The sequence below is a fragment of the Nonomuraea sp. JJY05 genome (assembly GCF_043496855.1).
Lineage (GTDB): Bacteria > Actinomycetota > Actinomycetes > Streptosporangiales > Streptosporangiaceae > Nonomuraea.
This window is the reverse complement of sequence record NZ_JBIEIS010000003.1, coordinates 144,524-170,303: the sequence shown is the minus strand read 5'-3', so window position 1 is coordinate 170,303 and position 25,780 is coordinate 144,524. Positions and strand designations below refer to the sequence as shown.

22 protein-coding genes are annotated in these 25,780 nt (G+C 72.6%); 13 read left to right on the top strand and 9 right to left on the bottom strand.

The window, feature by feature from the left end; translation table 11 throughout:
* The 8 genes from ACFKCF_RS04880 to ACFKCF_RS04845 all read left to right on the top strand — a co-directional run bounded on the left by ACFKCF_RS04880 (nucleotide 1) and on the right by ACFKCF_RS04845 (nucleotide 7,205).
* Complete coding sequence (locus ACFKCF_RS04880) at nucleotides 1-936, top strand: ABC transporter permease (RefSeq protein WP_394491031.1); 936 nt, start codon at nucleotides 1-3, stop codon at nucleotides 934-936.
* Entirely contained in the window at nucleotides 933-1,784 is an 852-nt protein-coding gene (locus tag ACFKCF_RS04875) for an ABC transporter permease (RefSeq protein WP_394491029.1), read from the top strand. Before ACFKCF_RS04880 ends, ACFKCF_RS04875 begins: the two co-directional genes overlap by 4 nt.
* 7 nt (nucleotides 1,785-1,791) lie before the next feature.
* Nucleotides 1,792-2,586, top strand: coding sequence for an ABC transporter ATP-binding protein (locus ACFKCF_RS04870; protein ID WP_394491027.1), 795 nt, complete (start codon nucleotides 1,792-1,794; stop codon nucleotides 2,584-2,586).
* The gene (locus ACFKCF_RS04865) at nucleotides 2,583-3,407 is read left to right on the top strand and encodes an ATP-binding cassette domain-containing protein (RefSeq protein WP_394491025.1); all 825 of its coding nucleotides are present in this window, start codon (nucleotides 2,583-2,585) and stop codon (nucleotides 3,405-3,407) included. Before ACFKCF_RS04870 ends, ACFKCF_RS04865 begins: the two co-directional genes overlap by 4 nt.
* Nucleotides 3,407-4,327, top strand: a complete 921-nt coding sequence (locus ACFKCF_RS04860; protein ID WP_394491023.1) for an aldo/keto reductase — start codon at nucleotides 3,407-3,409, stop codon at nucleotides 4,325-4,327. Before ACFKCF_RS04865 ends, ACFKCF_RS04860 begins: the two co-directional genes overlap by 1 nt.
* A gap of 7 nt (nucleotides 4,328-4,334) precedes the next feature.
* Nucleotides 4,335-5,414, top strand: coding sequence for an exo-alpha-sialidase (locus ACFKCF_RS04855; protein ID WP_394491021.1), 1,080 nt, complete (start codon nucleotides 4,335-4,337; stop codon nucleotides 5,412-5,414).
* Complete coding sequence (locus ACFKCF_RS04850; protein WP_394491019.1) at nucleotides 5,411-6,175, top strand: HpcH/HpaI aldolase/citrate lyase family protein; 765 nt, start codon at nucleotides 5,411-5,413, stop codon at nucleotides 6,173-6,175. Before ACFKCF_RS04855 ends, ACFKCF_RS04850 begins: the two co-directional genes overlap by 4 nt.
* Nucleotides 6,176-6,392: 217 nt before the next feature.
* Nucleotides 6,393-7,205, top strand: a complete 813-nt coding sequence (locus ACFKCF_RS04845; protein ID WP_394491469.1) for a hypothetical protein — start codon at nucleotides 6,393-6,395, stop codon at nucleotides 7,203-7,205.
* A gap of 27 nt (nucleotides 7,206-7,232) precedes the next feature.
* Here ACFKCF_RS04845 and ACFKCF_RS04840 read toward each other — a convergent pair whose 3' ends face one another.
* Genes ACFKCF_RS04840 through ACFKCF_RS04825 form a run of 4 tightly spaced genes read right to left on the bottom strand, consistent with a single transcriptional unit; the run spans nucleotide 7,233 to nucleotide 11,140 of the window.
* The gene (locus ACFKCF_RS04840; RefSeq protein WP_394491017.1) at nucleotides 7,233-7,544 is read right to left on the bottom strand and encodes a DUF6401 family natural product biosynthesis protein; all 312 of its coding nucleotides are present in this window, start codon (nucleotides 7,542-7,544) and stop codon (nucleotides 7,233-7,235) included.
* A gap of 27 nt (nucleotides 7,545-7,571) precedes the next feature.
* Nucleotides 7,572-8,693, bottom strand: coding sequence for a 4-carboxymuconolactone decarboxylase (gene pcaC / locus ACFKCF_RS04835; protein WP_394491015.1), 1,122 nt, complete (start codon nucleotides 8,691-8,693; stop codon nucleotides 7,572-7,574).
* A complete protein-coding gene (locus ACFKCF_RS04830; protein ID WP_394491013.1) occupies nucleotides 8,690-9,955 on the bottom strand; it encodes a lyase family protein in 1,266 nt (421 codons plus the stop codon). Before ACFKCF_RS04830 ends, pcaC begins: the two co-directional genes overlap by 4 nt.
* Before the next feature lie 30 nt (nucleotides 9,956-9,985).
* Entirely contained in the window at nucleotides 9,986-11,140 is a 1,155-nt protein-coding gene (locus ACFKCF_RS04825; RefSeq protein ID WP_394491011.1) for a 4-hydroxybenzoate 3-monooxygenase, read from the bottom strand.
* A gap of 68 nt (nucleotides 11,141-11,208) precedes the next feature.
* Here ACFKCF_RS04825 and ACFKCF_RS04820 point away from each other — a divergent pair, with 68 nt between their 5' ends.
* The gene (locus ACFKCF_RS04820) at nucleotides 11,209-11,976 is read left to right on the top strand and encodes an IclR family transcriptional regulator (protein ID WP_394491009.1); all 768 of its coding nucleotides are present in this window, start codon (nucleotides 11,209-11,211) and stop codon (nucleotides 11,974-11,976) included.
* Here the strand turns inward: ACFKCF_RS04820 and ACFKCF_RS04815 are convergent.
* Complete coding sequence (locus tag ACFKCF_RS04815; protein WP_394491007.1) at nucleotides 11,945-13,705, bottom strand: thiamine pyrophosphate-dependent enzyme; 1,761 nt, start codon at nucleotides 13,703-13,705, stop codon at nucleotides 11,945-11,947. The genes ACFKCF_RS04820 and ACFKCF_RS04815 overlap by 32 nt on opposite strands.
* Before the next feature lie 87 nt (nucleotides 13,706-13,792).
* Between ACFKCF_RS04815 and ACFKCF_RS04810 the strand changes: the two genes are divergently transcribed.
* The 3 genes from ACFKCF_RS04810 to ACFKCF_RS04800 all read left to right on the top strand — a co-directional run bounded on the left by ACFKCF_RS04810 (nucleotide 13,793) and on the right by ACFKCF_RS04800 (nucleotide 17,047).
* Nucleotides 13,793-14,686, top strand: coding sequence for an SDR family oxidoreductase (locus tag ACFKCF_RS04810; protein ID WP_394491005.1), 894 nt, complete (start codon nucleotides 13,793-13,795; stop codon nucleotides 14,684-14,686).
* A 332-nt stretch (nucleotides 14,687-15,018) separates the two neighbouring features.
* On the top strand, nucleotides 15,019-15,597 hold the full coding sequence (locus tag ACFKCF_RS04805) for a helix-turn-helix domain-containing protein (protein WP_394491003.1): 579 nt from the start codon (nucleotides 15,019-15,021) through the stop codon (nucleotides 15,595-15,597).
* 31 nt (nucleotides 15,598-15,628) lie between these two features.
* Nucleotides 15,629-17,047: an NAD(P)/FAD-dependent oxidoreductase gene (locus ACFKCF_RS04800; protein WP_394491001.1), complete on the top strand. Its 1,419-nt coding sequence runs from the start codon at nucleotides 15,629-15,631 to the stop codon at nucleotides 17,045-17,047.
* A 72-nt stretch (nucleotides 17,048-17,119) separates the two neighbouring features.
* Here the strand turns inward: ACFKCF_RS04800 and ligD are convergent, their stop codons facing one another.
* Entirely contained in the window at nucleotides 17,120-18,322 is a 1,203-nt protein-coding gene (gene ligD, locus ACFKCF_RS04795) for a non-homologous end-joining DNA ligase (RefSeq protein WP_394490999.1), read from the bottom strand.
* Between the two features lie 75 nt (nucleotides 18,323-18,397).
* Nucleotides 18,398-21,580 (bottom strand): BTAD domain-containing putative transcriptional regulator, encoded by a 3,183-nt coding sequence (locus ACFKCF_RS04790; protein ID WP_394490997.1) that lies wholly within the window; start codon nucleotides 21,578-21,580, stop codon nucleotides 18,398-18,400.
* 54 nt (nucleotides 21,581-21,634) lie between these two features.
* Here ACFKCF_RS04790 and ACFKCF_RS04785 point away from each other — a divergent pair, with 54 nt between their 5' ends.
* Nucleotides 21,635-22,915 (top strand): FAD-binding oxidoreductase, encoded by a 1,281-nt coding sequence (locus tag ACFKCF_RS04785; protein ID WP_394490995.1) that lies wholly within the window; start codon nucleotides 21,635-21,637, stop codon nucleotides 22,913-22,915.
* A gap of 48 nt (nucleotides 22,916-22,963) precedes the next feature.
* Here ACFKCF_RS04785 and ACFKCF_RS04780 read toward each other — a convergent pair whose 3' ends face one another.
* Both ACFKCF_RS04780 and ACFKCF_RS04775 read right to left on the bottom strand, forming a co-directional pair.
* The gene (locus tag ACFKCF_RS04780; protein WP_394490993.1) at nucleotides 22,964-25,381 is read right to left on the bottom strand and encodes a DUF4132 domain-containing protein; all 2,418 of its coding nucleotides are present in this window, start codon (nucleotides 25,379-25,381) and stop codon (nucleotides 22,964-22,966) included.
* Nucleotide 25,382: 1 nt separating this feature from the next.
* Nucleotides 25,383-25,775 carry a hypothetical protein gene (locus tag ACFKCF_RS04775; protein WP_394490991.1) on the bottom strand — a complete coding sequence of 131 codons (393 nt, stop codon included), beginning with the start codon at nucleotides 25,773-25,775 and terminating at the stop codon, nucleotides 25,383-25,385.
* Nucleotides 25,776-25,780: the final 5 nt, after the last annotated feature.

Below are 25,780 nucleotides of genomic sequence, written 5' to 3'. Positions count from 1 at the left end.
ATGATCGGTTACGCCGTGCGGCGGCTCGGGCAGAGCGTCCTGACCGTCTTCCTCACCGTGTCCACCGTCTTCGTGCTGATCCGGCTCGCGCCCGGCGACCCGGCCACGTCCTTCGCGGGGCCGCTGGCCACCACGGAGGACCTGGCGAAGGTGCGGGCCATGTTCGGGCTGGACCAGCCCCTGCTCACGCAGTACGGGCTGTTCCTGAAGAACCTGCTGACCGGGGACTTCGGCACCTCCTACTCCTTCCAGGCCCCGGCGCTGGACGTCGTGCTCGGCCGGCTCCCGTACACGATCACCCTGGCCACCTCGGCGATCCTCGTGACGGCGCTGGTCGCCATCCCCCTCGGCGTGTGGATGGCGCGGCGCGCCGACACCCGCAGGGAGCTGGCCGCGAACGTGCTGACGATCGCCGGCCAGTCCATGCCGGAGTTCTGGACCGGCGTCATGCTGCTGACGATGTTCGCGATCGTGGTGCCGGTGCTGCCCGCGTCCGGGTTCGCCACGTGGGGCGGGCTGGTGCTGCCCACGCTGACGGTCGCGATCCTGCAGATCGCGCTGATCTCGCGGCTGGTCAGGCGGGAGATGTGCGCGAACCTCGTCGCCCCCTACCTCACCGTCGCCCGCTCGCGCGGCGTGTCCGCCTTCGGCCTGACCTGGCGGTACGCGATGGCGAACTCGGCGATCCCGGTGCTGACGGCGCTGGGCACGAGGTTCGCCGCCATGGTGAACGGCGTGGTCGTGGTCGAGGTGGTCTTCGCCTGGCCCGGCGTCGGCTCGCTGGTGGTGCGCGCGCTGGAGACCAGGGACTACCCGCTGATCCAGGCCACGGTGCTGGTCACGGCCGCCGCGGCGGTGCTGGTGCAGTTCCTGGTGGACCTGGCCTACTCCGTACTCGATCCCCGCATTCGCCTGGGAAAGGCGGTCAGCCGATGATCACAGCCGTCACGCCCGCGCGGCTCAAGCGGGCCGCCGCCACCAGGCGGCGCCGGAGCCGGCGGCTCAAGCTGGCGGCCGGCACGGTCTGCACGGCCGTGGTCGTGCTGCCGGTGGCGCTGGCGAACCTGCTGCCCCTTCCCGGCCCCAACCTGCAGGACCTCGGCCAGCGGCGGCTGCCGCCGCTGACCGGCGGCCACCTGTTCGGCACCGACCAGCTCGGCAGGGACCTGCTGGCCAGGGTGCTGCACGGCGGGCAGGTGTCGCTGCTGATCGGCGTGCTCGCCGTGCTGGTCTCCGGCGTCGTCGGCATCCTCGCCGGCTCGGCGGCCGGGTATTTCGGCGGCTGGGTGGACGCGGTCGTCTCCCGCCTGCTGGAGGCGCAGCTGTCGCTGCCGCTGCTGATGATGCTGCTGCTCGTGGTCGCCCTGTTCGGCGCCTCGGTGCCGGTGATCACGGTGGTCATCGCGCTCGCGCAGTGGCCGGAGGTGGCCCGCATCTCCAGATCGCTGGTGCTGGTCGAACGCGAGAAACCGTACGTGGACGCCGCCCGCATGCTCGGCCTGCGCCGGGCCGGCGTGCTGGCCGTGCACGTCATCCCGAACATCATCCGGCGCGCCGGGCTCGTCGTCCTCCTGCTGCTGGCCCAGGCCGTGCTGCTGGAGAGCGCGCTCAGCTACCTCGGCGCGGGCCCGCAGCGGCCGTTCGCGACCTGGGGGCGGATCATCTCCGACGGCCAGGACTACATCACCACCTCCTGGTGGCTAGTGACGCTGCCGGGACTGGTGATCGTGCTGCTGGTGGTCGGCGTCAACCTCGTCGGCGACGCCCTGTACGAGCGGAGGTGACGGCGAGATGAGCATGCTCGACGTCGAGGACCTGCGAATCGAGTTGATGACCGATCGCGGCGTGGTGCGGGCCGTGGACGGGGTCTCCTTCTCCATGGACCCCGGCGAGACCGTGACCATCATCGGCGAGTCCGGCTCCGGCAAGTCGACCACCGCGATGGGGGTGCTCCGGCTCCTGCCGGACGACGAGGCGGTCGTGTCGGGACGGGTGGAGATCGACGGCCACGACGTGGTCGGCGACGCCCGCGCCGCGGCCCGGCTGCGCGCCGAGACCGTCGCGCTGATCCCGCAGGACCCGATGACCGCGCTCAGCCCGGTGCACACCATCGGCGGCCAGCTGCGCGAGGCCGTGCGGCTGCGCGACCCGGGCCTGTCCAGGAAGGCGGCGGCGGAGCGGGCCGCCGATCTGCTGGCCCAGGTCGGCATCCCCGAGCCGGGCAAGCAGCTCGGCCGCCACCCCCACCAGTTCTCCGGCGGCATGCTGCAGCGGGTGCTCATCGCCATCGCGCTGGCCGGGCGGCTCAAGCTGCTGGTCGCCGACGAGCCCACCAGCGCGCTCGACGTCACCGTGCAGGCGGGCATCCTCGACCTGCTGCTGAGGCTCCAGGAGGACACCGGCATGGGAATCCTGATGATCACGCACGACCTCGGGGTGGCGCGGCTGGTGTCCGACCGCGTCCACGTGATGAAGGACGGGAGATTCGTGGAGAGCGGCGAGGTGGAGCAGATCGTGGACGCGCCGGGCGAGGAGTACACCCGCTCGCTGCTCGGCGCCGTGCCCCGGCTGGGTGAGTTCCGGTGAGCGGGCCGCTGCTGGAGGTGCGCGACCTCGTCGTCGAGTACGCCACCGCGAACGGCAAGGTCCGGGCCGTGGACGGCGTCGGCTTCTCCGTGGACAAGGGCGGCTGCCTGGCCGTGGTCGGCGAGTCCGGCTGCGGCAAGTCCACGATCGCCAGGGCGCTCGTGCGGCTGCTCACCCCGACCTCGGGCGAGGTGCTGCTGGACGGCCAGGACCTGGCCCGGATGAACGAGCGGCGGCTGCGCCCGATCCGGTCGCGGATCCAGATGGTCTTCCAGGACCCGTACGGCTCCCTGGACCCGCGCATGACGGCCGCCGACATCGTCGCGGAGCCGCTCAAACTGCGCGGTGTGCGCGCGAAGGCGGACCGGGAGCGCGCGGCGGCCGAGCTGCTCGACCGGGTGGGGCTGCCGTCGAGCGCGCTCCAGCGGCGGCCCGCGGAGTTCTCCGGCGGGCAGCGGCAGCGCATCGGCATCGCCAGGGCGCTGGCCAGCCGGCCGGAGGTGCTGGTCTGCGACGAGGCCACCAGCGCGCTCGACGTGTCCGTGCAGGCCCAGGTCCTGGCGCTGCTCAACGAGCTGCGCCGGGAGAGCGGCCTGACGTATGTGTTCATCTCGCACAACCTGGGCGTGGTGCGCGAGGTCAGCGACGAGGTGCTGGTGATGCGGGCGGGCCGGGTGATCGAGCAGGGGCCGACGGAGACGGTGCTCGCCTCGCCCCGCGAGCCGTACACGCGGGCGCTGCGCGCGGCGGCGCTCGATCCGACGACGATGCGGGGGCGCAAGCCGCGCGGCGTCCTCGTGACGGCGAAAGGAGCCCCCTGATGAGGCCCGAACCGGTCCTCGGGACCATGACGTTCGGTGACACCGTGGACGCCGGGACGGCCGGGCGGATGCTCGACCACGCGCTCGACGCCGGGGTCACCGGCGTCGACACGGCCAACGGCTACGCGGGCGGGGCCGCGGAGGAGATCCTCGGCGAGCTGCTGCGCGGCCGCCGCGACCGGGTCGTGCTGGCGACCAAGGCGGGCATCCCCCACCCGGACGCCGGCGGGCACGCGCCCCTCTCCCCCGCCGGCCTGCGGGCCGCCCTGGAGGGCAGCCTGCGGCGGCTCGGGACGGACCACGTGGACCTGTTCTACCTGCATCAGCCCGACCGGGCGACCCCGCTGGAGGACACGCTGGCCACGGTCGCCGAGCTGAAGGAGGAAGGCAAGATCGGCAGCCTGGGCGTGTCGAACTACGCCGCCTGGCAGATCGCCGGGATCGACCCGCCTCCCGTGGTCGCCCAGCAGCTGTACAACCTGCTGGCCAGGCGGATCGAGGACGAGTACGCCGAGTTCGCCCTGACCGGCGGGCTGCGGACGATGGTCTACAACCCGCTGGGCGGCGGGCTGCTGACCGGGCGGCACCGCTTCGACCGGGCGCCGGACGGCGGGCGGTTCGGTGACTCGCGGCTGGCCGAGATGTACCGCGAGCGGTACTGGGACGCCAACCTGTTCAAGGCCGTCGAGGCGCTCCACGCGATCGCCCTGGAGGCGGGGCTGCCGCTGGCCGAGGTGTCGCTGCGCTGGCTGGCCGGCAAGCCGGTGGTGAACGCGGTGCTGCTCGGCGCGTCGAGCCTCGACCACCTGCGCGCCAACCTCGCGGCGCTGGCCGCCGGGCCGCTGCCCGCCGACGTGGCCGCCGCCTGCGACGCCGTGGGTGACGCGCTGCGCGGCCCGATGCCCGCCTACAACCGATAGGGAGCCCATGAATCTGCTACCCGCCCCCACTGTCCAGGCGCACGCGGCCAATCTCATGCCGCTGCCGGGCGGCGACCTGGCCTGCGTCTGGTTCGGCGGTACCCAGGAGGGCATGCCCGACATCTCCATCTGGTTCTCCCGGCTCCGCGACGGCGCCTGGTCGCCGCCCGCCCGGCTCTCCGACGACGGCACCCGTTCCGAGCAGAATCCCGTCCTGTTCCCCACCCCGGACGGCGAGCTGTGGCTGCTCTACACCGCCCAGCACGCGGGCGACCAGGACACCGCCGAGGTCCGGCTGCGGGTCTCCGCCGACGGCGGCGACTCCTGGGGGCCGGCGCGCACGCTGATCCCGGCCGACCCCGACGGCGGCGTCTTCATCCGCCAGCCGATCGTGGTGCTCCAGGACCGATGGCTGCTGCCGGCCTTCCGCTGCAAGCGCCCGGCCACCGGCAGGTGGGCGGGCGACGACGACACCAGCGCCCTGTACGTCTCGGAGGACCGCGGCCGGACCTGGCGCGCCCAGGAGATCCCGGACAGCACGGGCTGCGTGCACATGAACGTGCTCCCCCTGCCGGACGGCACCCTGCTGGCCCTGTTCCGCAGCCGCTGGGCGGACCACATCCACGAGTCCAGGTCGAACGACGGGGGCCGGACGTGGAGCACGCCCGTGCCCACCGCGCTGCCCAACAACAACTCCTCCATCCAGGCCACCCCGCTCGCCGACGGCCGCCTGGCCCTGGTGTTCAACAACAGCAGCAGGCAGGACGCGACCGAGCGCCGCGCCTCCCTCTACGACGAGATCGAGGGCCACGGCCAGTCCACGGGCAAGGCGTTCTGGGGCGCGCCGCGGGCCCCGCTGACGCTCGGCCTGTCGTCCGACGGCGGCCGCACCTGGCCCGACCTGCGCGACCTCGAAACGGGCGACGGCTACTGCATGACCAACAACTCCCGCGAGGGGCTCAACCGCGAGCTGTCGTACCCGTCGATCGCGCAGACCCCCGACGGCGGCCTGCACGTCGCCTACACCTACCACCGCAAAGTCATCAAGCACGTCCACATCCCGGCAGAGGAGATCGATCGCGTATGACCGCAGCCGAGTTCGCCCGAAGGATCCGCGAGCGCGAACGGTGCGTCGGCTACTGGGTGGTGCTGGACGCCCCCGTCGCCACCGAGCGCCTGGCCAGGCTGGGGTACGACTACGTCGCGCTGGACGCCCAGCACGGCCTGATCGGGAACGCGGGGCTGCTGTCCAACCTCATGGCCATCGACGCGGGCGGCCGCTCGGTCGGGCTGGTGCGCGTCGAGTCCGGCGAGGCGGCGGCCATCGGCAGGGCGCTCGACTTCGGCGCCGGCGGCGTGATCGTGCCGCTGGTCGACACCGCCGAGGACGCGGCCCGCGCCGTGTCCGCCGCCCGCTACCCGGCCAAGGGCCGCCGCTCGTACGGGCCCATGCGCTCCATGCTCAGGATCGGCCCCACCCCGGCGGAGGCCGACGAGAGCGTGCTGGTGCTGGCCATGATCGAGACGCCGGACGGGCTGGCCAACATCGAGGAGATCTGCGCCACGCCCGGCCTGGACGGCGTGTACGTGGGCCCGTCCGACCTGTGCCTGGCCGTGGGCGGCAGGTTCCCGAACGATCCCGAGGTCGCCGACGTGTTCGAGGCCGCGCTGGTGAAGGTCAGCGCGGCGGCCAGGGCGGCCGGGATCGCGGCCGGGATCCACAACCCCTCCGGCGAGCTGGCCGCGCGCCGCCTGGCCGAGGGCTTCACGTTCGCCACGGTCGCCTCCGACCTCGTCCACCTGGAGCAGGCGGCCGCCGCGCAGCTGAAGGCCGCGAAGGGCGGATGAGGGTTGGGACGCCCGTTCTGACCCGAGGTCAGGGCCAGGTCCGCGCCTCCGCCTCGAACCGGTCGCTCTCCGCGGGCAGCACGCAGAGCATGTCCCAGCTTAAGCACCCATGCCCAAAATGTCGCCTTATGCGAAGTTTCGACTGCTCTGTGTGCATACACGGTGTTTGTGCGGGTAGCGCCGTTGCAGTGGCTCCTCGGAGGAGGAAACCGTGGACATCAACATAGGCCAGGGCATCACAGATGCCTGGCGAGTGATAGCGACGTTCGTTCCGAAACTTGTCGCGTTCCTGGTCATCCTCATCATCGGATGGATCGTGGCCAAGGCGCTGCAGAAGATCGTCGACAAGGTGCTCGAGCGCGTCGGCTTCGACCGGGCGGTGGAGCGCAGCGGCGTGCGGCGTTGGCTGGAACAGAGCAAGTACACCGCCCGGAGCCTGCTCGCCAAGATCGTCTACTATGCGATCCTGCTGATCACCCTCCAGATCGCCTTCAGCGTGTTCGGGCCCAACCCGATCTCGTCGCTGCTGAACAGCGTGGTGGGCTGGCTGCCCGCGGCCCTGGTCGCCATCGTGATCATCGTGGTGGCGGGCGCGATCGCCATGGGAGTCAGGGACATCATCGCCGGCGCGCTCGGCGGGCTCACCTACGGTCGCTGGGTGGCGACGGCCGCGGCCGTCTTCATCTGGGCGCTCGGCATCATCGCCGCGCTCAACCAGATCGGGGTGGCCACGACGGTCACGACTCCGGTGCTGATCACGGTCCTCGCCACCATCGGCGCGATCGCGGCGATCGGCATCGGCGGCGGGCTCGTCCGCCCGATGCAGCAGCGCTGGGAGCGCTGGCTGGGCCGCATCGAGACGGAGGCCCCGCAGGCCAGGGCGCACGCGGAGGCGTACCAGCGGGGTCGTGAGGACGCCCGCGCGATGGCGGGTGAGCCGGTACGCACCACCCCGGGCGCCCCTCCGACGACCCCGGGCACCCCGGGCACGCCGGGCACCCCGCCGCGCTCCGAGATGCCTCCGGGCTGAACCGTCCGCCCGCCTGGCCCCGGGAGGTCAGGCGGGCAGGCCGTCTTCCAGGAAGCCTTGCTCGCGGGCCAGCCAGCAGACCGCCGTCAGCCGGAGCGCCGCCGCGTCCGGCTCGCCGGTGAAGACCCAGGCGCGCTCCCGCAGTTCGTCGAGGAAGCCCAGCAGGTAGTCGCCCAGGGTCTCCCGGTCCAGCGGGATCGCGTCGCGCAGCACCGCCGCGTGCTGGTCGACCGCGGCGACCAGGCCGGGGTCGGCGCCCATCCGGGCGAGCTGGGCGTCGCCCAGCGTGTTCATCAGCCAGCGCAGGGGCGAAACCGCCCATCCCTCCTCAAAGACCACCAAACAACCTTAAAGCATCCCCCAAGGTCAGCGACCCTCCGCGTCGATGTCGGCGAGCGTGCGGCGGGCCACCGCGAAGGCGGCGTTGGCGGCCGGAACCCCGCAGTAGACGGCCGTCTGGAGCAGCACCTCCTTGATCTCCTCGCGCGTGAGCCCGTTCCGTAAAGCCGCGCGGACGTGCATGGCGAGCTCCTCCATCTGCCCCCTGGCCACGAGCGCGGTGAGCGTGACGCAGCTGCGGGTGCGCCGGTCCAGGCCGGGCCGGTTCCAGATCTCGTCCCAGGCGTAGCGGGTGATGAGCTCCTGGAAGTCGCGGGTGAAGTCGGTGGTGGCGGCGACCGCCCGATCGACGTGCGCGTCCCCGAGCACCTCCCGCCTGGTGCGCATGCCGGCCGCCAAGGCGTTTTCGGCGGGCTCGCCGGCCCGCAGGTGGCCCAGGACGGCGGCGGTCACCGCGTCGGGGCGCTCCACGTTGGCCAGGTGCGAGGCCCGCGGCACCACCGTCAGGGACGCGCCCGGAATGGTGCCGGCCAGCGTGAGCGCGTGGTCGAGCGGCGTGGCCGGGTCCTCGGAGCCGGCGATCACCAGCGTGGGCGCGGCGATCTCCCCCAGGCGGCGGGTCAGGTCGAAGGCGGCGAGGGCCTCGCAGCAGGCCGCGTACGACTTGGCGTCCACCTCCACGAACCGGTCGAACACCCACTGGCCGTCGAAGCCGGGGGTGAACCAGCGGGTCTTCAGCGTCGGCACCAGCGCCGCCATGCCCTTGCCACGCACCAGCGCCGCCCGGCCCAGCCACGGCCCCGGCTCGCCGAACCTGGCCGACGTGCAGCACAGCACCAGCTTCCGCACCCGGTGGCCTGCTTCGACGGCGATCGTGCTCGCGATCGCGCCGCCGAGCGAGACGCCGCCGACCGCGAACCGCTCGTCCTCGACGAGCTCGAGCACGGCCCGAGCCAGGTCGTCGACGGTGAACCCGGCCGCGGCGGGTGCCGAACCGCCGTGACCGGGCAGGTCGTACCGGAGGACCCGCCAGGACTCGGTGAGCGCGGGGAGCTGGGGCTGCCAGATCTCCATCGTGGTGCCGAGCGAGGGCCCGAGCACCAGCAGCGGCGCGTCGGCCGGGCCGTCGATGCGGTGGTGGAGTTTCACGATTGCTCCCGGTAGGTGGCGAGGATGCGATCAACGAGCTCGGGGGCCGCCCCCAGATAAGCCGCCGGATCGAGCAGTCCGGCGTGGCCCTCCAGCGGTCCTTCCGCGGCCAGGGCCTCCTCGAGCGCCTTGCGGTCGAGGTGGGCGGCCAGGCGCTCGGCGAGCAGCCGGCCGCCGGTCAGCTCGGCGTTGGCCCGCATCCGTTCGGGGAACACCTGCAGCCCGGCCACCAGCTCGGCGGCGGTCTCGGCCGCGCCGCCCGTCAGGCGCAGCGCCTCGCGCAGGGGCAGCCACTCCGCCTGCCAGGCTCCCGCGGCCCGCTCGTGCTCGCCGACCTGCCCGAGGGCCTGCGCGTACGCGGGCACCTGGAACGCCGCCGACCTGACCAGGACGGACAGGGCGGGATTGCGTTTCTGCGGCATGGCCGACGAGGAGCCGGCCGACGACTCGGCCACCTCCCCCACCTCGGTCTGGGCCATGAGGACGATGTCGGTGGCCGGTTTGCCGAGCGCGCGGGCCGTGGCGGTGAGCGCCGCGCCGAGCTCGGTGACGGGAGAGCGCTCCGCGTGCCACGGCATCGGGGGCGCCGCCAGCCCGATCTCCTCGGCGAACACCTCGGCCAGCAGCAGCGCGGCGCCCTGGTCGGCGCCCCGCGAGTCCGCCTGCTCGGCGAACGCGGCCAGGGTGCCGGCCGCGCCGCCCAGCTGGGCCGGCAGGCGCAGCTCGCGGAGCCCGGCGCGGGCGCGCATGAGACCGGCCAGCCACCCCGCCGCCTTCAGCCCGAACGTGGTCGGCACCGCCTGCTGCCCCAGCGTCCGCGCGGCCATCACGGTGTCCCGGTGCCGCCCGGCCAGCTCGCTGAGATCCCGCATGATCGCGCTCAGATCGCCCACGATGGCACGGATCGCCCGCGTGGCCACGAGCATGGCGGCACTGTCCAGGATGTCCTGGCTGGTCGCCCCCCGGTGCACGGACGACGCCGCGCCCGGCACGGCCCGCCGCAGGTCGGCCACCAGGGGCACGACCGGGTTGGCCGACTGGCGGGCCCTCCTGGCCAGGTCGGCCGGGTCGAGCACCAGCGTGGCGGCCGTCCTGTCGATGGCCGCGGCCGCCTCGGACGGGATGAGCTCCAGCCGCGCCTGGGCGCGGGCCAGCGCCGCCTCGGCCTCCATCATGGCCCGCAGCCAGGCCGCGTCCGAGGTGATCGCCTCCGCCCGCGTCCCCGCCCAGACCGGGGCGAGCAAGCCGCCGTCAGAACCCAACGCGGTCCACCTCCTCAGTCAGGCCATCATTCACGGCAGGCCCACGTAGTTCTCGGCCAGGGTCGTCGCCGCCGCCTCCGACGAGGTCACGTAGTCCAGGTACGACAGCTGCAGCCGCCGCGCGTACGGGTCCTCGTCCTCGAACGTGTGCAGCAGCGTCGTCATCCACCACGAGAAGTGCTGCGCCCGCCACACCCGCTTCAGGCACGCGTCGGAGTAGCCGTCGAGCAGCCCGGTCGAGCCGTCGGCGAAGTACGCGGCCAGCGCCTCGGTCAGCACGCGGACGTCGGCCACGGCAAGGTTGAGCCCCTTGGCGCCGGTCGGCGGCACGATGTGGGCGGCGTCGCCGGCGAGGTAGAGCCGCCCGTACTGCATGGGCTCGGCCACGAACGCCCGCATCGGCGTGACGCCCTTCTCCATGATCTCGCCGGTCGTCAGCGTGAAGTCGGGCACGCTCTCCAGCCGGGCCCTCAGCTCGGCCCAGATCCGCTCGTCCGGCCAGTACTCGACGCACGTATCCGCCGGGACCTGCAGGTAGAAGCGGCTGACGGTGGGCGAGCGCATGCTGTGCAGGGCGAAGCCGCGCTCGGTCCTGGTGTAGATCAGCTCTTCCGACGAGGGCGCCACCCTGGCCAGGATGCCCAGCCAGGCGAAGGGATAGTCCCGCTCGTACACGCTCAGAACGCCCTCGGGGATGGCCGGCCTCGACACGCCGTGGAAGCCGTCGCACCCGGCGATCACGTCGCAGTCGAGCCGCTCGCCGCCGAAGGTCACGTACGGATCGGAGTCGAGCGAGTGCAGCGCCACGTCCTCGACCTCGAACCTGATGTCGCCGCCCGCCGACAGCCTGGCCGCGATCAGGTCCTTGACCACCTCCTGCTGCCCGTACACGGTGATGGACCTGCCCGGGACGAGCTTCTCGAACGCGATGCGGTGGCCCGCGCCCCCGTACCTGAGCTCGATGCCGTGGTGCGGCAGCCCCTCGCGCAGCAGGCGCTCGCCGACGCCCGCCTCGACCAGCGTGTCCACCGTGCCCTGCTCCAGCACCCCGGCCCGCACCCGCCGCTCGACGTAGTCGCGGCTGCGCTTCTCCAGCACCACGGAGGAGATGCCGCGCAGGTGGAGCAAGTGGGAAAGGAGCAGCCCGGCGGGGCCTGCCCCGATGATCCCGACCTGAGTTCGCATGAGGGAAGCATGCTGCCTCGACCGGGATTGGCCGAGATCCTGCTTCCACTCAGTGGAAGAATGGCTCCATGGCAGGCGGAGCCCGGGAGGTCGGGCGCTCGGTGACGTCCAAGGTGCTGGCCATCCTGGGCGCGTTCGACTCCGCGCATCCGCAGCTCACGCTGACCGACGTGGCCCGCCGCAGCGGGCTGCCGCTGAGCACGGCGCACCGGCTGGTCGCCGAGCTCGAGGAGTGGCAGGCGCTGAGCCGCGCGCCCGACGGGCGACTGCGGGTCGGGCTGCGGCTGTGGGAGCTGGGCCAGCTCGCGCCCGGCCGGCTCCACGACCTGGCCCACCCGTGGCTGCAGGAGCTGTTCGCGACCACGCGCGAGAACGTGCACCTGGCCGTGCGCGACGGGCTCGAGGTGCTGTACGTGGACAAGGTGTACGGCCGGCGGGCGGTGCCGATCGTGTCGCGGACGGGCGGCCGGCTGCCGATGCACCCGACGGGCGTGGGCAAGGCGCTGCTGGCGTACGAGCCGGACTGGTTCGTGAAGTCCTACCTCGCGCGCAAGCTCGAGCGGCCCACCCCGCACACGATCACCGAGCCGGGCCGGCTGGCCAGGGAGCTGGCCGTCGTGCGGGCCCAGGGGTACGCGCTGACGTACGAGGAGATGACCCTGGGCACCTGCTCGGCGGCGGCGCCGATCCTGGTGGACGGGCGGCCCGTGGCGGCCCTGGGCATCGTGCTGTCCTCGCGGCGCGCCCGCGAGCTGCCCCAGCTGATCGACCCCCTGCTGAGCACCGCGGCGGCGATCGCGAGGGCTATTCCCCCAGCCGCTGGATCCGGTCCTTGAACAGGGTCGTGGCGATGGCCGCCTTGTGCGGCTGCCCCTTGAGGAACGCCTGCGCGAAGTTCTTGGCCTGCTCGTAGGAGACCTTGGCCGGCATGGGCGGCTCGTTCGGGTTGACGTCCACGTCCACCAGCGCCGGGCCGTCGTGCGCGAGCGCCTGCCCGATCGCCATGGCGACGTCCTCCGACTTGGTGACCTTGGCCCCGAACCCGCCGCACGACCTCGCCCAGGCCGAAAAGTCGGCCTCCGGCTGGGGGTAGCGCACCCCGTGCTCCGGATAGCCGAGCACCATCTGCTCCCACAGGATCTGCCCGAGCGAGTTGTTGTTGTTGATGATCACCTTGACCGGCAGCCGCTGCTGGACCGCCGTCAGGAACTCGCCCATCAGCATCGTGAACCCGCCGTCGCCGACGTACGCGATGACCTGCCGGCCCGGGTAGGCGTGCTGCATGGCCAGGGCGTACGGCAGCCCCGGCGCCATCGTCGCCAGCGTCCCGGACAGGTAGAACTCGCGCTCGCCGCGGATCGTCCAGTGCCGGGCGGCCCAGGTGGCGATGGTGCCGCTGTCGCAGGTCAGGATGGCGTCGTCGGTGGCGAGCTCGTCCACGATGGACACGACGTACTGGGGCGCGATGGGATCCCGGTCCGGGTTCTCCAGAGCGTCCATGTCGGCCCGCCACTTGGCCATCTTTTCCTGATATTTCTGTAGATGGGCGGTGCGGTCCCGGGCGGTGAGCAGCGGCAGCAGCGCCCGCAGCCCCTCCTTCGCGTCGCACACCACGGGCACGTCGGTCACGATCCGCGCCCCCGCCCTGGTCGGCTCCGCCTCGAACTGCACCACCCGCGCCTGCTCCGGCAGGAACTTGGAGTAGGGGAAGTTCGTGCCGACCATGAAGAGCACGTCGGCCTCGTCCATCAGCTCCTCGCTCGGCCGGGTGCCGAGCAGCCCGATCCCGCCGGTCGTGTACGGCGAGTCGTCCGGGATGACCGCCTTGCCGGGCAGCGTCTTGGCCACGGGCGCGCCGAGCGCCTCGGCCACGGCCAGCACCTCCCGCCGGGCGTGCAGCGCCCCCTGCCCGACGAGCATGGCGGGGCGCCGGGCGTTGTTGAGCACCTCGGCCGCCCATTCGACGTCCTCCTGGCACGGCAGGCCGGACGGCCGCAGGTAGACGGGCGCCGTCTCCGGCAGCCGTGCCGGGGCCACAGTCGGGTACGGGGCCAACCCCTCCTCGGCCACCTGCAGGTCGTTGGGCAGCGTGAGATGGGCGACCCCGCGCCGCGCGTAGGCCGTCCTGATCGCCAGGTCCACCAGCGAGGGCAGCTGCACCGGGTTGGTGATCATCATGTTGTACTCGGCCACGTCCTCGTACAGCCGGTCGAGGTGCACCTCCTGCTGGTAACCGGTACCCAGCACGGACGTCTCCTGCATGCCCGTGATCGCCAGCACGGGCACGTGGTCCAGCTTGGCGTCGTAGAGGCCGTTGAGCAGGTGGATGCCGCCGGGCCCCGAGGTGGCCAGGCACACGCCGATGCGGCCGGTGGCCTTGGCGTAGCCGGTGGCCATGAAGGCGGCCGCCTCCTCGTGGTGAACCAGGACGAAACGCACTCGGTCCCGGTGGCGCCGCAGCCCCTCCATGATGCCGTTGATGCCGTCGCCCGGCATGCCGAAGACGGTGTCGACACCCCACTCGGCGAGCCGTTCTACCAGCGATTCCGCTGCGATTCGAGCCATGGCTGCCGCCCTACCCCGCTCCGCAGGTCGCAGACGCTTTTACCAGATTCCTTGTCATTTCTGGGCATTCGCGGGTAGTGGGGCTTCATGCGCATTCTGGTCACGGGAGCCACGGGCACGCTGGGCGGCGCCCTGCTGCCCGCGTTGCTCAGGTCGGGCCACCGGGTGCGGGCGCTGAGCCGCACCAAGCGCGAGAGCCGCGGGAACGTCGAGTGGATGTGGGGCGACCTCGTCTCCGGCAACGGCCTCGAGGAGGCCGTGCGCGACGTGGACGTCATCGCCCACCTTGCCACCGGCGGCCGCAAGGGGCGCGGCGCCGTGGACGTGGCCGGCACGCGCAAGCTGGTCGCCGCCGCCCGCCAGGCGGGCTACCCGCACCTGCTGTACACCTCGTGCGTCGGGGCCGACAGCGTGGCCAGCGGCCACCTCCGGCACAAGCTGGAGGCCGAACGGCTGATCGCGGAGAGCGAGCTGGGCTGGACGATCCTCCGCGCCACCCACTTCCACCAGGCGCTCGACCGGCGGCTGAGCGACTTCGAGTCGCTGCCGGTGCTCGCGGTGGACCGCTCGGTGCCCTGGCAGCCGATCCACACGGGCGAGGTGGCGGCCCGCCTCAACGAGCTGATCGCCGAGGGCCCCGCCATGGACGAGATCGAGTACGGCGGCCCCCAGGTGCTCACCACGGAGGAGCTGCTCAGGACCTGGCTGGAGGCCAAGGGCCTGCACCGCCCCTGCCTGCCCGTCCGCTTCCCCGGCAGCCTGTACGCGGCCCAGCGCGCCGGCGAGCTGCTGACCGACGCCGAGCCCAAGGGCCGGATCACCTGGCGCGACCACCTCTTCCCGCCGCCGGTCGAGCTTTCCGACGACTTCGCCTCCGAGCACACCGCCTCGCCCACCAGCCCCGCCAACCAGCCGGAACAGGACCCCGACCTGCACGTCTACGGGGGCGACGAGGGCTACGAGCGCCCCACCCGCGGCTGAGCCTCCTTTACGCACTCGTTACTCGCCTTTTGCTTGATGGTGTCCCCATGCCTCTGTACGGTGCTTCAGTGCCACTTAACAACCTGTTCAGTAGCGCCAATCGAGAGGTTCGGTAACCGGATCCCCCGTGCAAGGACGTGGGCTTTCAGCCCAGCTGGTTGAGGGCCCATGTGTTACCAGCACCAGCCGGCACCAAGTTGGACGCGAGTGCCACCACCGTCACATCCGCCTTCTGCAACGGGCGGACGGATACGCCTATCAGGAGGAATCATGCAGACCGCACGCCAGTTCCCCCCTCGTCTGAAGGCGGGCGTCTCCATGGGAACGATGTGATGACGGAGCCGGAGAACGCCCGCTTGGGCGCGCGAATCCGGGCCTACCGCAACATGCGCCACATGACCGTGCGCGCTCTCGCGATCCAGGCCAAGGCGAGCGCGAGCTTCATCAGCCAATTAGAGCGCGGGCAGACCAGCTCGAGCATCGGTATGCTCCGGCGCATCGCCTCGGCGCTTGGGCTCACGGTCGCGGATCTCTTTAACGAGGCGGACGAGATCGGCCACCGCGTGGTGCGCCGAGAAGCACGTCCGGAGCTGCACACCGCTCCCGGCACCCGCAAGTTTCTGATCTCCCAGCGTCCGCTCCAGAACGTGGAAATCTACGCTGCGGAGTTCGATCCGGGCTCGTCCACCGGGGATGAACCGTACACCCACGGCGACTCCCAGGAGATCCTCCTGATGCTCCGCGGGCAGGTCACGCTCTGGCTCGGTCCCAACGGCTCCACCACCGCACACGTGCTGAAGCCTGGGGACAGCGTGGAGTACCGCACATCGGTCCCCCACCGGGTTCTCAACGAGTGTGACGAAACCGCCGAGATCCTCTGGGTTGTCTCCCCGCCCACCACTTCCGCCTGAAAAGGCTTGCATATCCCCTCAAGGAAGTTCGATGAGAGATATTCCGCTGACCAAGGACTTCGCCAACGGCGGTGTCTCGTTCTGGTACCGCCAGATAGGCCTGCCGGACCGGCGTCCCCCGCTGCCGGGGCCGCGCTCGTACGACGTGGCCATCGTCGGCGGCGGCTACACCGGCCTGTGGACCGCGTACTACCTGAAGAAGGCCGAACCGGGGCTGCGGATCGCGATCCTGGAGAAGGAGTTCGCCGGGTTCGGGGCGTCGGGGCGCAACGGCGGGTGGCTGTCGGCGGAGTTCGCCGGGTCGCGCAAGCGGCACGCCAAGGCGCGCGGCCGGCAGGCGATGATCGATCTGCAGCACGCGATGTTCCACGCCGTGGACGAGGTCATCGAGGTGACCCGCGAGGAGGCCATCGACGCCGACATCCACAAGGGCGGCCTCGTCCACGTCGCGACGAACCCGGCCCAGCGGCGCCGGCTGCGCGAGGAGCTCGCGGACCTGCGCACCTGGGGCTACGGCGAGGACGACCTGCGGCTGATGGACCGCGACGAGCAGCGCGAACGCGTGCAGGTGGCGGGCACGCTGGAGGCCACCTACTCGCCGCACTGCGCCCGCATCCAGCCCGCCAAGCTGGCCGTCGGCCTGGCCGAGGCGGTCACCCGGCTGGGGGTGGACATCTTCGAGGACACCACGGTCACGAAGATCATCCCGCGGCGGGACGGCAGCCAGGCGGCGGCGGTCACCACGCGCGGGGCGGTCACGGCCGACTACGTCATCCGCGCCACCGAGGGCTTCACCGCCTCGCTGTCCGGGCAGCACCGGCAGTGGCTGCCGATGAACAGCTCCATGATCGTCACCGAGCCGCTGCCGCCCGAGGTGTGGAAGCACATCGGCTGGCAGGGCAACGAGCTGCTCGGGGACGAGGCGCACGCCTACATCTACGCGCAGCGCACCGCCGACGATCGCATCGCGATCGGCGGGCGGGGCGTGCCCTACCGGTACGGCTCGCGTACCGACGTGCGGGGCGCCACGCAGCCGCAGACGGTCGCGCTGCTGTGGCGGATGCTGGTCAAGCTCTTCCCCGCGGCGGCGGACGCGCGGATCCAGCACTCCTGGTGCGGCGTGCTGGGCGTGCCGCGCGACTGGTGCTCGACGGTGCACCTGGACCACGCGACCGGCCTCGGCTGGGCGGGCGGCTATGTGGGCAGCGGCGTCACGACCACGAACCTGGCCGGCCGCACCCTGCGCGACCTGGTGCTGCGCCAGGACACCGAGCTGACGGCCCTGCCCTGGGTGGGCCGCCAGGTGCGCCAGTGGGAGCCCGAGCCGCTGCGGTGGACGGGCGTGCAGCTCATCTACGCGCTCTTCCGCGCCGCCGACCGGCAGGAGAACGACCACGGCACCACCACGTCACCGTTCGCGCGGCTGGCGAACCTGATCTCCGGCCGCTGACGCCTCTCCCCGGAGCATGCTCAGCACTCCGGGGACCCGGCGCGTGCTCAGCGCTCCGGGGTCGGCGCGTGCTCAGCGCTCCGGGGGGCCTGCGCCGCGCCAGGGGTCGTAGTCGACCTCCAGCGGCTCCTGCGCCGGCCGCTCCGCCTCCGGCACGTGCTGGAGGTTGACCCGGATGCGATACCACACGCTGCTGCGCCCCCGCATGCCGTCGACCAGCACGTCGGCGGGCTCCAGCCGGGCGGCGACCGCCGGGTGGCGGGCCTTCCACTGCTCGAACCCGGCCAGCGCCTCCTCCTTGTGCTCCGCCCGCGCGATCTCGATGACGGGCATCGTCTGCTGCCTGCGCCCGCTGCCCTTGGGCGGCTTTGGCGCCGGGCCGAGCTCCTCGGCCAGCTCCAGCAGCGAGTCGAGCGAGCCCGGGTGCAGGTCCATGTCCTCCCACGGGTCGCCGGCCTCGGCCAGCCGCTTGGCCACGGTGTCGATCGTGAACGTCTCGGGGCGGCAGCCGGGCACCTCGTCCCAGGTGAGCGGCGTCGAGACCCGGGCGTCGGGCACGGCCCGCACGGAGTAGGCGGAGGCCACGGTGCGGTCGTAGGCGTTCTGGTTGAAGTCGACGAACACCCCGTGCCGCTCCTCCTTCCACCACCGGCTGGTGGCCAGCTCGGGCGCGCGCCGCTCGACCTCGCGGGCCACCGTCTCGGCCGCCTTGCGGACCTTGGCGAACGGCCAGCGCCGCTCGATGCGGGCATAGACATGGAATCCCCGCGACCCGGACGTCTTGGGCCAGGCGACCAGGCCGTGGTCGGCCAGCACCTCGCGGGCCACCTGCGCGGTGGCCAGCACGTCGGCCCACTCGACGCCCGGCACCGGGTCGAGGTCGATGCGCAGCTCGTCGGGCCTGGACAGGTCGTCGGCGCGCACCGGATGGGGGTTGAGGTCGACGCACCCGAGGTTGACCACCCACAGCAGCTGGGCCAGGTCGGTGCAGACGACCTCCTCCGCGCTCAGCCCCGAGCGGTATTTCAGCTCGGCCACCTCGATCCAGTCGGGCCGCTTGGCCGGGGCGCGCTTCTGGAAGAACGCCTCCTGCTCGATGCCGTGCACGAACCGCTTGAGCACCATCGGCCGCCCGTGGACGCCCCGCAGCGCCGCCTCGCCCACGGCCTGGTAGAAGCGGATCAGGTCGAGCTTGGTGTGGCCGGACTGCGGGAAGACCACCTTGTCGGGGCTGGTGATGCGGACCTCGTGACCCGCGACCTCGATGTCAGGCATACGGGTCACGATACGCGGGGCCACCGACAGCGCTCAGACGACGGGGCCCAGGCGACAGGGCCCGGACCACAGGGCTCAGGGCGCCAGCTCGGCGCGGCGGGCACGGCTGCGTGACTCCAGGTAGGCCAGGCCGAGCCGCCGATGCCTGGCGATGGCCGCCTGGTTGTGCTCCAGCGCCTGCTCGGTGCGCCCGAGCCGGAGCGCCAGCTCCGCCAGCACGTCCTGCACGCAGCCCAGGGCCGCGCTGCCCGTGCCCAGGACGATGGGCTGATCGGCGATCGGCAGCAGCCGCTCGTACATCTCCCCGGGGTCGGGGGTGCCGAGCTGGGCCGCCACGAGACCCCAGACCGGGAAGAAGAAGTCGGCCGACCAGTCCTCCCGCAGGTCCACGCCCCACCGCCCGAGGAGCTGCCGCGCCTGTTCGGCGCGGCCCATGTCCAGGGAGGCCAGAATGGCGAGCGGGCGCACCAGGCTCATGAGCGGGCGGTCGCCTGCGGCCACCAGCTCGTCCAGCAGCTCCGCCACCCGGCCCTGGCCGCGCCGGCAGGTGTAGAGGACGCCGAGGCGGCGGGCCTCCTGGCCCCACAGGCTCGCCCCGAAGGAGATCTTGGGGAAGTGCTCGGCCAGCGCCTCGGCCTCCGCCCACCGGCCGTGCAGGGCGTGGTCGGCGGTCTGCGCCACGCGGACCATGGCCTCCAGCTCGGGCCGGGCGACCTCGTGCAGCAGCTGCTCGCAGCGGGCCAGGTCCCTGCTCCACTCGGCCAGCTCGCCCGCGCGCAGCAGGCACGACATGCGCAGCACCCGCGCCACCAGCCTGGCCTCCCTGGGCAGGCCGGGGACGGCCAGCATCTCCTCGGCCGCCGCCAGCCGCTCGGGATTGCGGCCGGGTACGAAGCTCGCGATCAGGTAGTTGTTGAGCGCCCTGGCCAGCAGCATGGGGTCGCCGGAGCGGCGCGCCAGGCCGACGGCGTCGAGCGCCAGCCGCTCGCCCTCGGCGCGCCGGGGGCCGTAGTGCAGCTCGATGCCGAGCGTCCCCAGGAGCGCGGCCCTGGACCGGTCGTCGAGGTCGCCCGCCAGGAGGTCCTCCAGGATCGCGACCATGTCCTCGTCCACGACGCCGTACGGGCGCCAGTTCCACACCGACAGGCCGCCGAAGACGGAGACCGCCGCCACGAGCGCGTCCCGGTCACCGAGCCGCTGGGCCTGGGCGACGGCCTCGGTCAGGTCGCGGTAGGCGCCGTCGGCGTCGCCCGTGGTGCGGCGGGCCTGGCCCAGCTCGGTGAGCACGCGGCAGCGCTCGGGCGAGTCGCCGGGCGGCAGGTGGTCGAGCGCCAGCTGCCACAGCTGCACGGCCTCCTGGTAGCCGTGGCGCTCCGCGGCCTGTCCGGCGGCCCGGGCGGCGTAGGTGACGGCCTTGGGCGCGCCGCCCAGCCGGGCCGCGGCGGCGAAGTGGCCGGCCAGGATCGCCGGGTCGGCGCCGGGCAGGGTCTCCAGGTGCCCGGCGGCCCGCAGGTGCAGGCGGGCGCGGTCCAGGCGGGTCAGGCCCTGGTCGAGCGCCTGCCGTACGAGGGCGTGGGAGAAGCGGTAGTCGGCGGCCCCGGCCGGCAGCTGGGCCAGCAGCCCGGCGGCCAGCGCGGGCTCCAGCTGCGACATGACCTCCTCGACGGGGCGGTCCACGAGGGCGGTCAGCAGGTCCAGCTCCACCTCCCGGCCCGCGACCGCGGCGGCTCCGAGCAGGTCGCGGGTGGGCTCGGGGAGGCGGGCCAGGCGGCGTTCGATGACGTCGCGGGCGCCGGGCGGGACGAGGTGGCGCTCGGGTTCGGGCAGGCGGAGCAGCTCGGTCAGGTAGAACGGGTTGCCGCCCGAGCGGTCGAGCAGCTCCTGCGGGTCGGCCGCCACGTCGCGCAGGCGCAGGTAGTCGCGCACGCCCGAGGCGTCGAACGGGGCCAGCGGCAGCCTGCGGCCCTCCCTGGCCAGCGTGCCCAGGGTCTCGCGCAGTTGCTCGGGGTGGTCGCCGGGCTCGGGCCTGAGCGTGGCCACGACGAGCGCGGAGGTCCTGGCCAGCTCGCCGGCGACGTGGCCGAGCAGCTTCAGCGAGGAGGCGTCGGCCCAGTGCAGGTCCTCCAGCACCACGAGCAGGGGGCCGGTCCGCAGCTCCGCCAGCACGGCGTCGTACAGGTCGAACAGCTCGGCCTGCGGGGACGGCGGGATCAGGCCCGCGCGGGTCCACGGCCAGAACGCGGGGGCCGTGCCGCCGTCGAGGCAGCGGCCCCACTCCACCCGGAAGCCTCTGGCGGTGGCCAGGTCGGCGACGGCCCTGGCCAGGCTCGTCTTCCCGATGCCCGCCTCGCCGGTGACCAGCGCCAGCCCGCCCCTGCCGTGCCTGGCCCGCGACAGCAGCTCCTCCAGGACTCGCAGCTCGCTCTCCCTGGCCACGAGCCTGTCGGACGCCGGACCCGCGGGGACGGGTGCGGGAGCGGGGTCGGGGGCGGGGGTGCTGCCCGGGTCGAGCTCGGGCGCCTGCTCGAACACCGCCTGCTCCAGCCGCCTCAGCTCGGGCCCCGGCTCGATGCCCAGCTCGTCGGCGAGCAGGGCGCGTACCTTGCGCAGCGCCGCGAGCGCGTCGGCCTGGCGGCCCGCGCGGTACAGCCCGAGCACGAGCAGCCCCCACGCCCGCTCCCGGTACGGGTGCGCCTCCGTCAGCGCCTCCAGGTCGGGCAGGCTGGCCTCGCCGAGCGCCAGCCGGGCCTCCAGCCGGTCCTCCTCGGCCGCGAGCCGCAGCTCGTCCAGCCGCGCGGACGCCGCCGGCGCCAGATCGGGGAACTCGGCCAGCGGCTCCCCCCGCCACAGCGCGAGCGCCCGGTCGAGCACCCGCGCGCCCTCCGCGTGCCGCCCCTGCCGGACGAGGCGCGCCCCGTCGGCGGTCCACGCGGCGAAGCGGCCCACGTCCGTCTGGCCGGGCGTCACGTCCAGCACGTAGCCGGGCTCGCGGGTGAGCAGCACCCGGGGCGGCGTGCGCGGCTTGCGGTCCGGCTCCAGCACCCGCCGCAGATGCGAGACGTACGCCTGCAGCGTCGCCGTGGCCTTGGCCGGCGCCTCCCCCGACCACAGCTCCTCGATCAGCCGGTCGAGCGGCACGACGCGGCCGGGTTCGAGGGCCAGCCGGGCCAGGACCGCCCGCTGCTTGCGGGTGCCGAGGTCGAGCCGGTTGCCGTCGCCGTCGTCCACCTCAAGCGGACCGAACAGTCTGAACTCCACGAACCCCAAGTCAACCTCAAATCCTTCTCAAGTGCCGAAACGCATGCTTGATCCATGAACGAGCTGAAGAACTTGACGACCGGCCGCGTGCTCCTCCCCGGTGACGAGGGTTTCGACGAGGCGCGCAGGCCCTGGAACCTGGCCGTCGACCAGCAGGTGCGCGCGGTCGTCGAAGCGGCCGACGCCGACGACGTGGCGGCCACGGTCGGCTACGCCCGCCTGCACGGGCTGTCGGTGACCGCGCAGCCGAGCGGCCACGGCGCCTCCGGCGACACCGAGGGCACGATCCTGCTGCGGACCGGCGGCCTGGGCGGAGTGGAGATCGACAACGGGGTGGCGCGCGTCGGCGCGGGTGTGAAGTGGGGCGAGGTGCTTGCGGCGGCGAGCCCGCTCGGGCTGACCGGCCTCGCGGGCAGCTCCCCCGTGGTCAGCGTGACCGGGTACACGCTGGGCGGCGGGCTGAGCTGGTTCAGCAGGAAGTACGGCTTCGCCGCCGACAGCGTGCGGGCCTTCGACGCGGTGGACGCCGAGGGCCGGCGGATCCGGGTGACGGCCGAGCGGGACCCCGAGCTGTTCTGGGCGCTGCGGGGCGGCGGCGGTGACTTCGCGGTCGTGACGGCGATGGAGTTCGAGCTGCGGCCCGCCCCCTCCCTGTACGGCGGGCGCATCATGTGGCCGATCGAGCGGGCGCCCGAGGTGCTGGCCGCCTACCGCGAGGTCACCGCGAGCGCGCCGGACGAGCTGACGGTCTGGTTCGACCTGCTGCAGATCCCCGGCGGCCCGGGGTTCGTCATGATCGACAGCACGTACCTGGGCCGGGACCCGGGCGCGCTGCTGCGGCCCTTCGAGCTGATCGGCGGCGCGCTCAGCGACAACCGGCGGCTGCTGCCGGTGGCCGAGCTGGGATCCATCTGCGACGAGCCCACCGATCCCCAGCCCGGCGCCAGCCGGTGCGAGCTGCTGACCGGGCTCGACGACCAGGTGGCCGGCGTGCTGCTGGGCGAGCCGATCGACCCGCTGATCAGCGTGCAGATCCGGCACCTGGGCGGCGCGCTGTCCAGGCCCGCCGACGGTGGCGGCGCCGCGGGGCACCTGGACGAGCCGTACCTGATCTACGCGATCGGCCAGCCCACCGAGGCGACGGCCGAGCGCCTGGAACGGCTGGGAAAGGCGCTGGTGCCGTTCAGCAGCGGGCGCAAGCCGTACACGATGCTGCACGGCGGCGAGCAGGCCGCGGCGGCGTTCCCGCGCGAGTCGCTGGCCAGGCTCCGCGACCTCAAGCGCTCCCGCGACCCGCACGGCGTGATCCGGGCCAACTTCCCCGTGCTGGGGTAGAGCCGGGTTCCGGCGTGCGGGTCGCGGGAGTCCCTCCCGCGGCGCCGCTCAGGGCCGGATCTGGAGCGTGATGGACGGGTCGGTGATCGCGGTGTCTGCGGCCAGGAGGAACGCCTTCGACAGGACGATCGACAACATGCCGCCGTCCTCCTCGAAGGGCAGGAAGACCGGGTCGCCGGAACCGCGGCGGGGGACGATGCACAGGTAGGCGTCGTTGGGTTCCATGAGGATGTTGCCCGAGCCGAGGTGGATCTTGTAGGTGCGCAGGTCACCGCGGACGCGCAGAAACCGGTCGGCGATGGCGCAGCGGTCGGCGATGGCCAGGCGCGGCAGCAACCGGGCCAGCGCGTCACGGCGGATGCGGGCGGTCTCGGTCAGGTCGCCGAAGCCGTAGGACTGCCAGTACTCGCCGTCCCCCTCGGGGTCCAGTCCGGTGGAGGTGACGCCGACGGCCAGGTCGGCGTCACGCAGCGCCTCCGACAACGTCAACGGGGCCACCTCGGTCAGCGGGACCCGGCGCCCGCTGCCGTCGGTGAAGTGGAGATCGCCGCTGACGCAGATGGACACCGTGCCGAGGTCGTCTCGCTCGAACGAGCCCTCGTCCAGGTGAAAGCCCCAGTGGGCGACCAGGCCGCCGGGGAGCTCCTTGGTGGCTTCGGCCTGGTCGGAGCCGTACTCCCAGCCCCAGTGGCCCAGCGTCATCCCGGTCCAGCCGCGTCCGGTCAGCAACGCCTTCGCCTGGCCGTAGCGCAGCAGATGACCGGTGAAGCGGCGCGAGTGGTCGAGGGTCTCCTCCTCGGCGGGGGTGAGCAGGTAGACCTCGCGGAAGGCCTGCTTGAACGGCTGGCGCAGGCCGTACTCCATGAGGTGGTCGCGCCAGGCGCGCACTTCTTCCATGCTGTGGGAGAGGGGGTGCCAGAGGAGTACGGGGGTGTCGGGGTCGGGCTGGATGCGGCGCCCTGCCGGGTCGGTCAGCTCCCAGGTGCCGTCCACGAGCACCGGGCGCCCGGCCGGCCCCTGGCGGATCTCCCAGATCAGGGCTCTGCCCAAGGAGCCGGTGACCGGGTGGTCGAGGTAGTACTCGCACACCTCTCTCCAGCGCCAGACGCGTTCGGCGGCCAGTGCGCGCTCGATCCGGAAGCGCTCGGCCGGCAGGACCTTCTTGATCTCCTTGGCGGTGGCCTTGAGCTCGGCCAGCAGGTCCTTGTGCTCCTCGCGGACGGCCTTGGGGATCGTCTTGCGGATCTTGCCGGAGGGGTCGACGAAGCCCACGACGCCATCGAGGGTCAGCCGCAGGCCGTGTTCGGCGCGAGTGCCGTCGGGACCCAGCCCGAAGGTCGGAACCGTGCGCTCCAGCAGTTGCTCGGGCGACAACCCGCTCTGCGCGGCGACCGCGTCCAGGGTCCTGGTCACGCCCGCCAGGATGGTCTTCTTGCGCACCTTGGCCTGCACCCGGGCCAGCTGGGCGACCACCTCCAGGCCGCCGCGCCGGGCCAGCACCCCGATCGCGGCGTTGGCGAGCATCTCGCTGCGCGCGTTGGCGCCGGAGCCGCCGATCCCGGTGCCGGTCGCCACAGCGACGTCGCCCAGCAGCGCCGTCACCCACGGCTTGTCGATCAGCTCGCAGGTCCACACCATGCCGCGCAGCGGTACGGCGGTGCGCTCGCGCAGGAAGACGGTCTCGCTCCATTCGCCGTCGCGGGTGGGGTGCCGGAGTGTGACCTCGCGGTGGGCGACGACCTGGCCGAGGATGTCTTCGATCAGGTCGGCGGCCTGCGGGGTCAGCGACTCGCCGGCCCGCCCGATCCACCTGGCGCTGGGTTTGGAGGCGGTGGCGGTGTTCCAGTGCCGCAGCAACGGCAGGACCTCGGGAGCGGTGAGGCGGGTGGCGTGATCGGCGATCATCCGGGTGGCGAACGCGTCGTCCTCCCACATGATGTTGCGGACCATGGCGCCGGGATCGTCGGTCTCCGGTTCGGTGAGCAGCGCCTCCATCGGCTCGCGGAGGACCTGCCAGGCGGGCTTCCAGTACTGGGCGAACCACCTGGGCAGGGAGTTCAGCACGACGCGCCGCTCGTGGTAGGGAAGCCGGGCGGTGGCGGCCAGCGGCAGCCGGTACAGCTCCGCGTAGTTGGTGTGCCGCCAGGTCATCAGGCCGTTGGCCGCGCTCCACAGCTGGGTGACCACCGCCTTGGAAACCTCCGGCAGGTGGGCGATCGCCTCGCGGATGGCGTCGAGCCGGCGTTCGTCGTGGTCGTGGCCGCCGTCCCAGCCGAGGCTGAGCCGCATCTGCGCCCACACGGCGAAGAGGCATAACTCGCTCTCGTCGTACTCCTCCACTTGGAAGGCCTGATGAGCGGCGAAGGCGGAGTCGAACCGCTCGAACACCTCTTTGTGGTCGTTGGCCAGATAGACGATGTCGTAGTGGTTGTTGAGCGGAGAGTCGCGAAGAATGTCGTAGTTCACGTCAGCCCCCGACCAGGGGGACGAGCTTGACGAAGGACACCACCGGATCGACGGTCAGGTCGATCTCGATGTCCAGGTCCTCGATCTGCCGGTCGCCCACCAGCAGCAGGAATCCGTTGCGGGCGAACGCGGCCTCGGCGGCGTCGGCCTGCTTCGCCCAGTCCAGCCTGCGAGCGGTGCGCATCCGGTAGCCGTTCAGCTCGACCTCGGCGTCGCTCGGCTTGACCAGGCCGCGGAAATGATGCGCCGGGGCGGCGTTGTGGCGGGCCACCTCCTCGCGCACGCGCAGCCGTACCAGCTCCCGGGCCGAGATCCGCTCGGGGAGGCCGGGCAGGGAGAACGCCTCCAGCTCCCGGCCCGTCGCAGTCTCATCGCGAAACGTCACTGATGCCATCGAAC

What these genes read in the sequence shown, in the direction of transcription:
- ACFKCF_RS04850 (WP_394491019.1), top strand. Translation starts at nt 5,411, where the DNA reads ATGACCGCAGCCGAGTTCGCCCGAAGGATCCGCGAGCGCGAACGGTGC.
- ACFKCF_RS04815 (WP_394491007.1), bottom strand. Translation starts at nt 13,705, where the DNA reads ATGGCTCGAATCGCAGCGGAATCGCTGGTAGAACGGCTCGCCGAGTGG.
- ACFKCF_RS04820 (WP_394491009.1), top strand. Translation starts at nt 11,209, where the DNA reads ATGGCAGGCGGAGCCCGGGAGGTCGGGCGCTCGGTGACGTCCAAGGTG.
- ACFKCF_RS04810 (WP_394491005.1), top strand. Translation starts at nt 13,793, where the DNA reads ATGCGCATTCTGGTCACGGGAGCCACGGGCACGCTGGGCGGCGCCCTG.
- ligD (WP_394490999.1), bottom strand. Translation starts at nt 18,322, where the DNA reads ATGCCTGACATCGAGGTCGCGGGTCACGAGGTCCGCATCACCAGCCCC.
- ACFKCF_RS04855 (WP_394491021.1), top strand. Translation starts at nt 4,335, where the DNA reads ATGAATCTGCTACCCGCCCCCACTGTCCAGGCGCACGCGGCCAATCTC.
- ACFKCF_RS04875 (WP_394491029.1), top strand. Translation starts at nt 933, where the DNA reads ATGATCACAGCCGTCACGCCCGCGCGGCTCAAGCGGGCCGCCGCCACC.
- ACFKCF_RS04775 (WP_394490991.1), bottom strand. Translation starts at nt 25,775, where the DNA reads ATGGCATCAGTGACGTTTCGCGATGAGACTGCGACGGGCCGGGAGCTG.
- ACFKCF_RS04870 (WP_394491027.1), top strand. Translation starts at nt 1,792, where the DNA reads ATGAGCATGCTCGACGTCGAGGACCTGCGAATCGAGTTGATGACCGAT.
- ACFKCF_RS04825 (WP_394491011.1), bottom strand. Translation starts at nt 11,140, where the DNA reads ATGCGAACTCAGGTCGGGATCATCGGGGCAGGCCCCGCCGGGCTGCTC.
- ACFKCF_RS04860 (WP_394491023.1), top strand. Translation starts at nt 3,407, where the DNA reads ATGAGGCCCGAACCGGTCCTCGGGACCATGACGTTCGGTGACACCGTG.
- ACFKCF_RS04800 (WP_394491001.1), top strand. Translation starts at nt 15,629, where the DNA reads ATGAGAGATATTCCGCTGACCAAGGACTTCGCCAACGGCGGTGTCTCG.
- ACFKCF_RS04805 (WP_394491003.1), top strand. Translation starts at nt 15,019, where the DNA reads ATGACGGAGCCGGAGAACGCCCGCTTGGGCGCGCGAATCCGGGCCTAC.
- ACFKCF_RS04880 (WP_394491031.1), top strand. Translation starts at nt 1, where the DNA reads ATGATCGGTTACGCCGTGCGGCGGCTCGGGCAGAGCGTCCTGACCGTC.
- ACFKCF_RS04785 (WP_394490995.1), top strand. Translation starts at nt 21,635, where the DNA reads ATGAACGAGCTGAAGAACTTGACGACCGGCCGCGTGCTCCTCCCCGGT.